General features: G+C 35.4%; 16 protein-coding genes. 7 read left to right on the forward strand and 9 right to left on the reverse strand.

The annotated features are described in order from the left end of the window. Window positions 1-213: 213 nt before the first annotated feature. From EsVE80_RS08465 to rpsP, 4 genes are all read right to left on the reverse strand, one after another. Window positions 214-1,014, reverse strand: a complete 801-nt coding sequence (locus EsVE80_RS08465; RefSeq protein ID WP_173103321.1) for a hypothetical protein — start codon at window positions 1,012-1,014, stop codon at window positions 214-216. A gap of 122 nt (window positions 1,015-1,136) precedes the next feature. After that, window positions 1,137-1,400 carry a hypothetical protein gene (locus EsVE80_RS08470; protein WP_173103322.1) on the reverse strand — a complete coding sequence of 88 codons (264 nt, stop codon included), beginning with the start codon at window positions 1,398-1,400 and terminating at the stop codon, window positions 1,137-1,139. Between the two features lie 109 nt (window positions 1,401-1,509). Next, on the reverse strand, window positions 1,510-1,755 hold the full coding sequence (locus EsVE80_RS08475) for a KH domain-containing protein (protein WP_173103323.1): 246 nt from the start codon (window positions 1,753-1,755) through the stop codon (window positions 1,510-1,512). Window positions 1,756-1,766: 11 nt separating this feature from the next. Next, entirely contained in the window at window positions 1,767-2,039 is a 273-nt protein-coding gene (rpsP, locus tag EsVE80_RS08480) for a 30S ribosomal protein S16 (protein WP_016171544.1), read from the reverse strand. A gap of 255 nt (window positions 2,040-2,294) precedes the next feature. Between rpsP and EsVE80_RS08485 the strand changes: the two genes are divergently transcribed. Then, entirely contained in the window at window positions 2,295-2,843 is a 549-nt protein-coding gene (locus EsVE80_RS08485; RefSeq protein ID WP_173103324.1) for an NADPH-dependent FMN reductase, read from the forward strand. A gap of 29 nt (window positions 2,844-2,872) precedes the next feature. Here the strand turns inward: EsVE80_RS08485 and EsVE80_RS08490 are convergent, their stop codons facing one another. Beyond that, window positions 2,873-3,463, reverse strand: coding sequence for a DNA-3-methyladenine glycosylase I (locus tag EsVE80_RS08490; RefSeq protein WP_173103325.1), 591 nt, complete (start codon window positions 3,461-3,463; stop codon window positions 2,873-2,875). A gap of 149 nt (window positions 3,464-3,612) precedes the next feature. Between EsVE80_RS08490 and EsVE80_RS08495 the strand changes: the two genes are divergently transcribed. The 4 genes from EsVE80_RS08495 (at window position 3,613) to EsVE80_RS08510 (ending at window position 7,048) form a co-directional block, all read left to right on the forward strand. Beyond that, window positions 3,613-3,996 (forward strand): GntR family transcriptional regulator, encoded by a 384-nt coding sequence (locus EsVE80_RS08495; protein WP_173103326.1) that lies wholly within the window; start codon window positions 3,613-3,615, stop codon window positions 3,994-3,996. Then, complete coding sequence (locus EsVE80_RS08500) at window positions 3,993-4,871, forward strand: ATP-binding cassette domain-containing protein (protein ID WP_173103327.1); 879 nt, start codon at window positions 3,993-3,995, stop codon at window positions 4,869-4,871. Before EsVE80_RS08495 ends, EsVE80_RS08500 begins: the two co-directional genes overlap by 4 nt. A 14-nt stretch (window positions 4,872-4,885) precedes the next feature. Continuing rightward, a complete protein-coding gene (locus tag EsVE80_RS08505; protein WP_173103328.1) occupies window positions 4,886-6,100 on the forward strand; it encodes an ABC-2 family transporter permease in 1,215 nt (404 codons plus the stop codon). A gap of 138 nt (window positions 6,101-6,238) precedes the next feature. Further along, window positions 6,239-7,048 carry an HAD family hydrolase gene (locus EsVE80_RS08510; protein WP_173103329.1) on the forward strand — a complete coding sequence of 270 codons (810 nt, stop codon included), beginning with the start codon at window positions 6,239-6,241 and terminating at the stop codon, window positions 7,046-7,048. Window positions 7,049-7,121: 73 nt separating this feature from the next. Here the strand turns inward: EsVE80_RS08510 and EsVE80_RS08515 are convergent, their stop codons facing one another. From EsVE80_RS08515 to EsVE80_RS08530, 4 genes are all read right to left on the reverse strand, one after another. Next, window positions 7,122-7,631 (reverse strand): GNAT family N-acetyltransferase, encoded by a 510-nt coding sequence (locus EsVE80_RS08515; RefSeq protein ID WP_173103330.1) that lies wholly within the window; start codon window positions 7,629-7,631, stop codon window positions 7,122-7,124. Window positions 7,632-7,792: 161 nt separating this feature from the next. Beyond that, on the reverse strand, window positions 7,793-9,205 hold the full coding sequence (gene ffh, locus EsVE80_RS08520; RefSeq protein WP_173103331.1) for a signal recognition particle protein: 1,413 nt from the start codon (window positions 9,203-9,205) through the stop codon (window positions 7,793-7,795). A gap of 25 nt (window positions 9,206-9,230) precedes the next feature. Then, on the reverse strand, window positions 9,231-9,569 hold the full coding sequence (locus EsVE80_RS08525) for a putative DNA-binding protein (RefSeq protein ID WP_016171535.1): 339 nt from the start codon (window positions 9,567-9,569) through the stop codon (window positions 9,231-9,233). Window positions 9,570-9,596: 27 nt separating this feature from the next. Continuing rightward, on the reverse strand, window positions 9,597-10,067 hold the full coding sequence (locus EsVE80_RS08530; protein WP_173103332.1) for a DUF523 domain-containing protein: 471 nt from the start codon (window positions 10,065-10,067) through the stop codon (window positions 9,597-9,599). A 209-nt stretch (window positions 10,068-10,276) separates the two neighbouring features. Between EsVE80_RS08530 and EsVE80_RS08535 the strand changes: the two genes are divergently transcribed. Together EsVE80_RS08535 and EsVE80_RS08540 are read left to right on the forward strand one after the other, a co-directional pair. Then, complete coding sequence (locus EsVE80_RS08535) at window positions 10,277-11,005, forward strand: response regulator transcription factor (protein WP_173103333.1); 729 nt, start codon at window positions 10,277-10,279, stop codon at window positions 11,003-11,005. Beyond that, window positions 11,002-12,738: a sensor histidine kinase gene (locus EsVE80_RS08540; RefSeq protein WP_173103334.1), complete on the forward strand. Its 1,737-nt coding sequence runs from the start codon at window positions 11,002-11,004 to the stop codon at window positions 12,736-12,738. The genes EsVE80_RS08535 and EsVE80_RS08540 overlap by 4 nt, the downstream gene beginning before the upstream one ends. Window positions 12,739-12,748: the final 10 nt, after the last annotated feature.

Raw genomic sequence — 12,748 nt, forward strand, 5'->3', positions numbered from 1 at the left:
TAACTACCATTATTCACAACCTTCTGGAAGTTACTTTCTATTATACCATTTTCTTCTATCTAAAAAAGTAGCACATGAATGCGCTCAAATTCAGTACAGTTCATTCAGATCCAGTATGCAAAACAATAGCTCCACAAATGAATAGATACCTCAAAAAATTTCTTCTTCGTGATATTAATTTCATTTGTCGAGCAATAACGTTTGCTTTTTAGTTTACTTATTCATAGAAACTGCCATCTTTAAAGCAGGAATTGTATCTTCATGGGCGACAGTATACACGGTTTTGCCTGCTTGCCACACCACCTGATTACTTTCATAACCACTTTTTGTCATATCAATGGTAATTTGTCCGAGGTTTTTTGGCGCCGGCAACAAAGCTTCTTCTAAATAATTCACCACTTCTTTCGCTAAAGCTGTGCCATCTTGCCCTTCAATATTGCTTGAACGTAGTAGGATCGACCAGTTTCCTTCTTTCCAGTTTAAATAAGTTGAACCTGCTGCACCTTGACTATAGGCAGTAATGTTATGCCCCAATTCAACTTTATGTCCCCCACCATCAAATTGGTAGTTAACTGCTTTTGCTGCTGCATCTTTACTTGTAAACTGCTCCATTTTATAACGAGCAAAAGGCGTTTGCTGGTTTAAAGATTGATCATTTAAAACTAGCGGTGTATCCATGATATAATACAAAATCGCCAAACTATCCTTTTTCTTGTCCATCGCAATGTTTAAAGCACGATTTTCATCTCGTGGAATGTCAGTTGGTAACAACGTCTTAGGATTTTCTTTTTTTAATTCAGCTAACGCGTCAACTTTTTTTTCACTTGCACTTGATTTCGTAGTGTTTTGAGTGTTTTCACTTGATTTCCCATTCGTTTGAGAATTTTTAGCTGTTGTCGTTGTTGTATTAGTTTGGGCATTACTCTTATTTTCATCAGTACTGGTCGTTGGTGTGTTTTGACCACAAGCTGTAAGTGTTAAAAGCAAAGCTCCCAATAGAATTACCTTCTTCATTTTTAATCCTCCAAATTTAAGACATAAATTTTTGAGCGATTTCAACCAATAAAAATGCAAATATTGATTAAAATTAAGCGTACTCAATTTGAGGAAAATTGACAATCAATACGACTTATATATTAGCCAATCTGGTTTGAAACCCAGCTGCTAATACTATGAAACGATTCTTTAACGAAGTCTACACCACTATTTAAAACGGATTCAATACCATTGGCATTAATTTGAGTCACCGTTTGGTTAAACCAGTTGGCAATATCCGCCTTAAAAATCCAAACCAAAAAGATTGCCATGGCTAAGCCTAACAGTCGCCATAAAAAGGAACCTAATTTAAAAATAATAAATAAGATAATAATAATTGCTAAAATTACAAGCCATTCTGTCATCTTTTTTCCCTCCTAATTTTTCTTTTATTATCTATCAGAAAAGATTTTTTGTCCTCCGTCTTGAGTATGAAAAAAAGCAGTTCCGTAGCGGAACTGCCTTTTCCTTTATTTACTTGCCGTCTAAAATATTCAGACGAACTTTTTTGGTACCTTCAGTACGTACGCCATAAACAATTGTCCGAATCGCTTTTGCCACTCGACCTTGTTTGCCAATAATACGACCGATATCTTCTGGTGCCACACTCAAATTATACTCATAAAAGTCAGCTGACTCTTCAACATGAAGTTTAACAAGATCAGGCTGAGTAACTAACGGACGAACAATCGTCAAGACTAAATCAGTTAAATCAGTCATCATTCGTCACCTTATTTCGTATATTTTGCTTCGTGGTGTTTTTTCATAACGCCTTGTTTTGAAAGGATGTTACGAACAGTATCAGAAGGTTGTGCACCTTTTTGCAACCAATCAAGTACTAAATCTTCTTTGATTGTTACTTCTGCTGGGTCAATCAAAGGATTGTAAGTACCCACAGTTTCGATGAAACGTCCATCACGAGGAGAACGAGAGTCTGCTACTACGATACGGTAAAAAGGTTTCTTTTTAGAACCCATACGTTTTAAACGGATTTTTACTGCCATTACAATTCCACCTCCATATAATTTAATCACAAGAGGTAGTTTAACAGTTTTTTCGAGTGGTGTAAAGAGTTTTTTCTTTACAGGTAAAATAAAAATTTTTAAAAGAGTTATCAAACCGTTTTCAATAACTTTTTATAAAAAAGCAATCGTTTTTTTATAAAGCTTATCTTTTGTTTTTTGACTGCTTTTCTTGTTATGATTAATGTAATAAAAATATTTAGCAACGAAATCAACACTATAGGAGGAAAATTAACTATGAAAACAATTGGTTTTATCGTTGGTAGTCTAAGAAAAGATTCTTACAATTTAGCAGTTGCAAAAGATTTTGCTAAATTATTGCCCGCTGGTTTTGAAGCAAAGTTTATCGAAATTTCAGATTTGCCTTTTTACAATGAGGATTTAGAAAATGATGCTATGCCAGAGAGTTGGAAGCGACTACGAACAGAAGTTGCTGCAGTTGACGGGATTTTCTTTTTCTCCCCAGAGTATAATCGGTCTGTGCCAGCCGCTTTAAAAAATGCTTTGGATGTGGGTTCTCGTCCCATGGGTTCTAGTGTTTGGGGTGGTAAACCAGCACTTGTTGTTACCGCTTCTCCTGGTGGTGTCGGAGGTTTTGGCGCTAACCATCATTTACGGCAATCACTTGTCTTTTTAGATATGCCAACCTTGCAACAGCCAGAAGCTTATATCGGTGGCATTCACAATCTTGTGAAAGAAGATGGGACGATTGTAGAAGATACAGAAAAATTCTTCCAATTAATTGTGGACAAATATATTGTATTTTTCAATAAATTAACAGCATAATTTTTAAACGACCCAACAAAGAAAATCACTTATTTTCTTTGTTGGTTTTTTGTTTTGTTTTGTACTTCTTCATAACGAAAACACGTGACTAAGTGATCATTCACAATTCCAATTGCTTGTAAAAAAGCATAAATAATTGTACTCCCAACAAATTTAAACCCGCGTTTTTTCAAATCTTTCGTAATTTCATCTGATAATTCTGTACGTGTTGGTATCTCCTCGCTCTTATTGAAATGATGGACTATCGGCTTCCCTTCTACAAAATGCCACAAATAATTCGAAAAACTTCCCCACTCATGTTGAATTTCTAAAACACATTTGGCATTTATAATTGCCGCATTTATTTTTAGTCGATTTCGAATAATTCCCGCATTCTCAAGTAGTTCTGTTACTTTTTTTTCATCAAAATTTGCTACTTTTTCAATGTTGAAACTTTCATAAGCCACCTCAAAAGCATCACTTTTGTTCAAAATGGTTTGCCAACTTAGCCCAGCTTGATTTATATCCAAAATTAATTTACGAAATAAGCGCTGATCGTTATATTCAGCTACTCCCCAGACTGTATCATGATATTCCTTCATTGCTTGATTTCCTTTATTTGCCCACTCACATCTTTTCATTTTTACTCTCCTTATCATATTTTTTCTTTTATTGTAACAAAGAAATTCAAAAATACTTGCTTTTCAAAAGTGTACTGCTTATACTAGTACACGTAATCTATAATTAATTTTCTCCTATTTACGAATTATTAATAAGAAAGGAGTGCCTTATGTTTACGATTGATAAAAATAGCAGTAAGCCTTATTACGAACAACTAGTTCTTGGTATAAAACAACAAGTAGTAACCGGCGTTTTACAATCTGGTGATCGGCTACCTTCTGTCCGTGAACTGGCAAAAGAGTTATTAATGAACCCCAACACGATTAGTAAAGCATACAAAGTTTTAGAAACTGAAAATGTGATTGTAACGGTTAAAGGGAAAGGAACCTTTGTAAAAAATAGCCAAGATATGCCACGAGACGAAGTACGCATCAAGCAACTAAAACAAAATTTCCAAGAATTAATAATCGAAGCCATGCAGCTACAAGTAACAAAAAAAGAACTTATCTATTGGCTTGAAGAATCGCAGTTAGAAGGAGGACCACTCAAATGAAAATAGCCAAATTAAAAAAGGTAATTGGTTCAAAAAACGTTTTAACCGATATTGACTTTACTTTGTATGAAAATGAAATTGTTGGTCTAATTGGGCGAAATGGTTCAGGAAAAACTACTTTGTTTCGTACGATTGCCGGTCACTATCGACCAGATGAAGGTAGCATTACAATTAATGGGCAAAATATAGCAACAGAAACAAAATTAAAAACTGAAATATTTTATATTGATGAATTGGATAACTTTTTAAAATATTATACGTTGCAAAGTATTAACGATTTTTATCGTACCGCCTATCCAACATTTAACCAAGATCTTTATTTGCAATTAATGAAAGAACATGGCTTAAATCAGCGGCTACAATATCGTAAAATGTCAAAAGGGATGCAAGGTTTGTACCAAATGATCTTAGCTATTTCATCTCGTGCCAAATACCTTTTATTAGATGAACCATTTGATGGTTTAGATATTATTGTTCGAAAAAAAGTGATTGGTCTATTATTAACACATTTATCTGAAGAGAAGCGTTGTGCACTGATTGCCTCTCATAATCTACAAGAATTAGAAGGTATCATCGATCGTGCCCTCTTGATTAAAGGTCAAACAATTGCAAAAGATTACACCTTAGAAAATATGCGCGCAAATGCCCGCAAAATTCAACTTGTTTTTCGTACAAAACAGCTACCACCAATTGTTAAAGAGAATTCCAAACTGATTACTATACAAGGACGCGTGATTGTAGCAGTCTTTGAAAACTATAATTCGGAGTTAGCTACCACAATTAAAAGTTATGATCCTTTGGTTTTTGAAGAACTACCGCTAACCTTGGAAGATCTTTTTGAAGCCAACTTACAAAAAGAACAATTATTGGTTTAGGAAAGGAGTTTAGTATGTTAAAAAGAATTTATTTAAAACGATATGGTAAAACCTTGATTGCCTTTGCCATTCTAATTTTTGGTCTTTATTTCTTAAATGCCCACGGTACGGTTTCCAGTTGGCACGCACAAAATAAGTATTATCATTCCTCAGATTTTGAAAGATCCTTCAAAGAACAACCAGAATCTTTTACTTATTGGGATGATAAACTTGAAAAAGATATGACTTACACTTCTATCAAAGAGTATATTAGCGATCAATTGTATGTATACGGTCGCGCTTATCCAGATCACCACATTTCAGCGCAACAAGCGCAAGAATATAATCCTAAGACCACTTATTTTACGCGATTTGGTGGAGACTTTAATATTTTAACTATCTTTATTGTTAGTTTAGCAGGTTTTCTAATTTTCTTTGTGGATGAAAAAACGGCCTTTAATCGTTTCTTGTTTGGCTTGCCGCAAAAACGCAAACAACTTTTTGGTGCCAAACTCCTTTATGTAGCACTACCCATTTTGATGATTTTCTTACTTGCTCAACTGTTTTATATCACTTATTTAAAAATTGGAATTCCCGACCCTTACCTAAATGCTAGTTGGAGCCAATTAATTCACTCTATTATAAATAATTTTAGTTTGACCATTTTACTATTTGCAGTTAGTATCTTCATTGGCTCCATGGTAGGAAATTTGGCATTTGGTCCTTTAACCTGGGTAATTTTTAGTTTTTTGGCCAGTTTGATACCAAGTTCAGTTAGCAACTTTTTCAATCTTTTTTCTTTCAACCAACCAAAAGGGTACCCCTTTAATCTAGAAAATTTATTTATTGTTCGTATTGGTAAAACTGGCGGATATTGGTGGATGATCCCGATTTTCCTAGTCATTTCCTTATTATTTATCTGGTGGACTTATCGAAAATTTAAAAACTTATCTTTAGAAAACGATGGCGACTACTTGCTTCATCATAGTTCTCGCTGGCCAGTTTGGTTTTTGATGTGGGGATTTACCAGTTTTATTGCATTAAATTATTTTACAAATCCCTGGCAAACTTATTTGGTATTGAAAGATAGCAGTAAAGCTGTTTCACTTTTTAGTACAATTTCTTCAACCGCTTTGGTTTTAGTAATATTGGGTTTGGTTCTATTTGTCGTAGTGTTCTTCTCTTCTATTAAAAATGTCTGGCAAAACTATCGTGGGAAAAGAAATAATTTAGACGTAACACGATTTTAGAATTAAAATTTACACAAACCAAATTAATTCTGCTATTTTTTGTAAAACGTCATGGATTTAATCCAGACGTTTTCTTTTTTTTAGCGTTTTCTTGTTATACTTATACATATTAAAGTATATAGCTTAAGGAGGAAAACAATGATTAAACTTATTATTAGTGATTTGGATGGTACGTTTTTAAATAGTCAAAGTAATTTTGATGAAAAACTATATCAAGAAGTACGTCAAATTATGCACCGTCAAAACGTTGTATTTGCCCCTTGTACCGGTAAGCAATGCGAACGAGTAGAAGATTTATTCAAAAATGTCGGTAGTGAAGATTTATGGATTTTAGGCGATAGCGCGACGCGCATTAAACATCAAGGGTCGTACTTATATGAATCGCTCCTCCCCAATGAAATCGGTAAAAAAATAATTTCTAAACTACAAAGCATTCATGAAGACTTGACGATTATTGCTTGTACGCAAAAAGCAGCTATTATTAGTGTAGACACTTCTATAGACAACGAAAAAATGGTACGCGGATCTTATAAAGTTGTTGAAAAAACAACGGATTATCAAAATATTACCACTGACTTTGTCAAAATTACGGTTTACGATAAAAAATTAAGAAGTTATGAGGTGACACCACAATTAGCTGAATTTAAAGAGCAGGCTTATATTGTAGCTTCTGAAGGAGCTTGGATTGACATTACCAATTTTGGTGTGCACAAAAGACACACAGTGGAAAAATTACAACAAATTTTAAATGTGACACCCCAAGAAACAATGGTCTTTGGCGATGGCCATAACGACTTAGAGCTCATGCAAGCCGGTACATTTAGTTTTGCGATGCGCAATGCTTTTGAAGAAACTAAAGATTTCGCCAATTATATCTGCCGTAGCAACGATGAAAATGGTGTTTTACTAACGATACGACAATTATTATCTTTACAAGAAAAGCATTAGGTTTGGAAAGACACTATTTTCAACACGCAAAGTACAGGATTTGGTGTTTGCTATAGCATCAAATTCTGTACTTTTATTTCGTAGCAATAAATAAATAATGCGGCATCATCACATTGCGGTAGTTTTTGATAAATCGTTCTTTTACCACCATTTGATTACGAATGGCTACATTCATTGAAGCTATGTTGGTATCGCGTACAATCGAAACGACTGTTGTTGCCCCTAGAGTATTAAACGCATATTCTTTTACCGCTTGGGCTGCTTCTGTAGCATAGCCTTTTTTCCAAGCATCATAGACCAAATGATAGCCAATTTCCAAATAAGTCTTCCCATTGACCACTTGATTGGTCAAACCGCACTCCCCAATAATTTTACCGTCCTTTTTGCAAACCATCGCAAAAAGACCATATCCTTTTTCTTGATATAATTTTAAATTCCAATTTAGCCACGCTATGACTTCTTCATCTGAAAAAGCACCTTCATAGGCATACATGACCCGTTCATCTTGCAAAAATTGAGATAAAGCAAACGCTTCTCCTTTTTGCCATGGACGTAAGATTAGACGTTTTGTTTCAATTTTCATCTGATTATGCTCCCAATTCTTTATTTTGATTAGTTTGTTACTTAATCAAAAACCCGAATAACTAAGATACAATACAAAACAGCAGATTTTTAAAATCAAGACCGTTAAAACTGTAACTCTTATTCGGGTTTTACCGCTTATAAAACTACTAAAGCCTATGCTTATTTACGTTTTTTCTTTTTCTTTTGTTTTTTCATCATACGATTCATGGCCATTTTCCCCATCTTACCTTTAATACCAGAACCAAACATTTGATCCATTCCCGCTGGCATTTGACCTTTTGTCATTTGCTGCATCATTTTACGTGCTTCTTTGAATTGTTTAATCATGCGATTGACTTCAACAACCGAGTTACCAGAACCTGCAGCAATACGGCGTCGCCGGCTTGGATTAAGTAAGTCTGGATTTTCCCGTTCCACTGGTGTCATTGACATTACCATTGCTTTTTGACGAGCAATCTGTTTGGGATCGACTTTAACATTTTCAATCCCTGGCATTTGGCTCATTCCTGGAATCATCTTTAATAAATCTTCTAAAGGTCCCATTCCCATGACTTGATCCATTTGTTCAATGAAATCATTAAAGTCAAAGGTATTTTCCTTCATTTTTTTTGCTAATTCTTCTGCTTTCTTCTCATCGTAATCTTGTTGTGCCTTTTCAATTAAGGTCAACATATCTCCCATGCCTAAAATACGGCTTGCCATACGATCAGGATGGAAGACTTCTAAGTCTGTTAATTTCTCACCAGTACCGGTAAATTTGATCGGTGCACCGGTTACTTGACGAATCGAAAGGGCTGCCCCACCGCGAGTATCCCCATCCAATTTTGTAATAACAACCCCGGTAATTCCCAATTGTTGATTAAAACTATCCGCAACCGTGACTGCATCTTGCCCCGTCATAGCATCTACAACTAAAAGAATTTCATTTGGTTGAGCAATTTCTTTGATTTGTTTTAACTCGTCCATTAACTTTTCGTCAATATGCAATCGACCAGCCGTATCGATTAAAACATAATCATTTTTCTTTTCTCGCGCCAGTTCCATCCCTTGACGTACAATTTCTACTGGACTAACATCTGTTCCCATATCAAATACGGGAACATTTAATTGTTGTCCCAAAACCTTCAATTGATCAATCGCAGCAGGACGATAAACGTCACCGGCAATCATCAACGGGCGCGCTTTTTCCGTTTTAATCAGTTGATTGGCAAGTTTACCAGCAAATGTTGTTTTACCAGCTCCTTGCAAACCAACCATCATGATAACAGTTGGGATTTTTGGTGATTTGTTTAAACCTTCTGTTTCGCTTCCGAGAGTTTTTGTTAACTCTTCGTCAACAATTTTAACAATTTGTTGAGCTGGTGATAAGCTGTCTAAGACTTCTGTTCCAACGGCTCTTTCCCGTACATTTTTGACAAACTCTTTAACAACTTTTAAGTTAACATCGGCTTCCAATAATGCCAAGCGAATTTCTCGCATCATTTCCGTGACATCAGCCTCAGTAATTTTCCCTTTTTTGCGCAACTTGCTCATAGCTTGTTGCAGGCGTTCTGTTAGATTTTCAAATGCCATTTTATTCGTTCCTTTCAACTAAAAACTATTCATCGATTTCTTGAAGTTCCTGCAAAAATTTCGGCAGCTCTTCGTCTTTAGGATAATGGGCCTTAATATAACTTTCTGCCCGGTCTAAAACTTCGCCGCGAACAATATAATCAGAAAATAGATGTAGCTTACGCTCATAATCTTCCAAAATTTTTTCCGTCCGCTTTATATTATCATAAACTGCTTGGCGACTCACCTGAAATTCTTCCGCAATTTCTCCTAGTGAAAAATCATCGGCATAATACAGTTCCATATAATTCATCTGTTTTTCGGTCAAAAGCGTTGAATAAAATTCAAATAATGCATTCATCCGATTCGTCTTTTCAATTTCCATGAATTCCCTCCTAGCATGAAAATTTAGTTAATTGGCAATTGCTGCGATTAATTTATGATAGTTGTTTTCAGAATAAACTTTAACACCTTGATTTATAAAATAGGCTGTTGCAACTCCGACACCCGTTACTTTATTGCCACTAAAGGCACCATCATAAATTTGATGACTACCACAAGATGGACTGCGCTCTTTTAAAACTACTTGTGTAATACCTACATCTTTTAATTTCTCATAAGCAAGTATGGCACCTGCTTTATATTCTGATGTAACATCTAAGCCTTGGCAGGAAGTAACCACTGCCGATCCTGTCCAGACATCAAACCCATCGCCGCCGATAATTTCAGCTGGATCTCTTGGCGTACTTAATCCCCCTAAAACCTCAGGACAAATCATAATCGCTTGCTTTTTTACCACCAAAGCTGCTAAAGGGGGAATTGTTTGCGTATTGCCATCATAGCGACAAAAAACACCACCTAGACAGGCACTACTTCCAATCATTTGGTCCTCTTTCTTATAAAGCAGTTATTTTTTGATGCATAGTGTTATCATTTCAAAAAGAAAAAACTTTTTTCTTTAAAGTCGATTTAATGCCCTTTATTATAGCATTATTTCTGTTCCTTAAATAGTCCCCACCACTTTTCTATGCTAAAATAAAACCATCTGTCGCAGATAGTGTGACAAAGTAAAACACCCAAAAGGAGTTTGCTATGAAAAAAGTGTTAATCGTTGACGATGAACCTTCCATCGTAACCTTACTAACCTTCAATTTGGAAAAAGAAGGCTACATCGTAACTTCCGCCACAGATGGCCCCAGCGGGTTAGACTTGGCGTTAACAAAAGACTTTGATTTTATTATTTTAGATATAATGCTACCAGGAATTGATGGAATTGAAATTACAAAAAGACTGCGACAAGAAAAAAAAGAAACACCCATTTTATTATTAACAGCAAAAGATGATACTATCGATCGAATTTTAGGGTTAGAAATTGGAGCGGATGACTACCTGACAAAACCCTTTAGTCCACGAGAAGTCTTAGCCCGTATGAAAGCTATTTTCCGGCGGATACGTCCAGTTGATATTACCCAAGTTGCCAATGAAAAAAATACTGACGATGAGTTAACTGGCGAAATATTACAAATTGGTGCCATTAAAGCTGACATGGATAACTATGAAGTCACTGTTAACGATGCGAAAATCTTTTTAACGCCAAAAGAATTTGAATTGCTCGTTTATTTTATGAAGCGAAAAGATCGCGTAATAGACCGTGATACCCTATTGGATCGAATCTGGAATTTTGATTTTGCTGGACAAAGTCGCATCGTGGACGTTCACGTTTCTCATTTGCGCGAAAAGATTGAAGCAGATCCTAAAAATCCACGTTATCTTTTAACTGTTCGAGGTTTTGGTTATAAATTTCAGGAGCCCAAAGCATGAAAAAACAGCGTGCTTTAGAATATCTGCTATGGTTAACTACTTTAATTGTTATTTTTGTTGGCGCTTGGCAATTAATTGGTGGTTTTTTTGAACACCAAGTCTTAAGTCAACAAGAAAATTATTTAGAAAAAAAAGGTAACCTTCTTTTACGAATGGCAAAAGAAACTAATTATAATGAAGCAACGCTCCAACAATTAAGTAAACACTATGTGGAACATGCTGATGAACGAGTAACTTACCTAACAGCAAACGGTAAAATTGTCTTTGATACCTTTGATTTCGATCTTTCAGGGACGCGTACGAATCGGCCAGAAGTAAAAACCGTCTTAGCCGGAGGAAAAATTGGAACTTCATTGCGAAAAAGTGCTACTTTGAAAAAAGAACTGCTTTATGTCGCAATCCCTGTTCGGCAAGATAATCATTTGGTTGGTATTTTACGTATTGCAGAAAGCACCACTGCCTTTATGGCTGAGGCAAGTAATGTGAGAAATTCAATTTTAACAGTATATGTAATTTTATGCCTCTTCATTACAGTTTTTGTCTTGTATTTTTTACGGCAAAAAAATCGACCTTTAGAAACTTTATTACCTGCTATCAAAAAAATGGTGGCTAATCCGACTCGTACCGAAACCATAATGCAGACGACCCCTCATTGGGAAGAACTTTATCAAGCCTTAAATCAATTGAGTGAACAAATGAGTCATACTTATAAAGCTTATTCGGCAACTGAACGACAGCTTCATACACTTTTAAATGATTTAATGATTGGAATTTTTATTGTCGACAGTGAAAATAGATTAATTATGATGAATTCTGAAATGAAACGACAATTAGGGTTGTTCCAAAATCTAGCAGAAAAGGTGAATTTTGCCGAAGTTGTTAAAGATCCACAGCTTATTCAATTAATCTATCGTATCACACCGGATGCTCCTTTTTTACATGATGAAATTACCTTACATCAAAATGGTGAACGCGTATTAGATGTCGATTTGCGCCTTTTTAACGAGGAACGGCAGGTTTTAGTTATGTCCTATGATATGACGCAAGTTCGTCAACTAGAAAAAATGCAACAAGACTTTGTTAGTAATGTTTCTCATGAGTTAAAAACACCAGTTACTTCCCTTATCGGTTTTACCGAAACCTTGTTAGATGGTGCAAAAGACGATCCAGAAACGACAACTGAATTTTTACGTATTATGGAAAAAGATGCCAAACGACTCCAAGCCTTAATACAAGATATTATCCAACTTTCCAAAGGGCAGCAAGACTTAGATTATCCCATTCAAGATGTTACGATAGCTGAACTTTTGAAGCAAATTTTAGAAAGTTATGAAGCTCAAATTCACTCTAAAAATTTAAACATAACTTTAACTGGGGACTCAGCTTTAACTTGGTCTACAAAAGTTGAACTCTTTTACCCTATTGTTAAGAACTTGATTGAAAATGCAATTAAATATTCACCAGAAAAAAAGAAGATTACTATCACTTATCACGCAGCAGATACATTGACCTTATGTGTAACTGACCAAGGAGTTGGCATTGATCTTGATGACCAACAACGGATTTTTGAACGTTTCTACCGCGTAGATAAAGCGCGTGCAAGACAATCTGGAGGAACAGGTTTAGGCCTCGCAATTGTCAAAGAATCCGTTGAAAAACTTAACGGAAAGGTTCAATTAGAAAGTCATCCTGGCGTAGGATCAACTTTCACCGTGATATTACCTAAATTATAAGACAATAAGA

This window comes from Enterococcus saigonensis, from assembly GCF_011397115.1.
Taxonomy (GTDB): domain Bacteria; phylum Bacillota; class Bacilli; order Lactobacillales; family Enterococcaceae; genus Enterococcus_C; species Enterococcus_C saigonensis.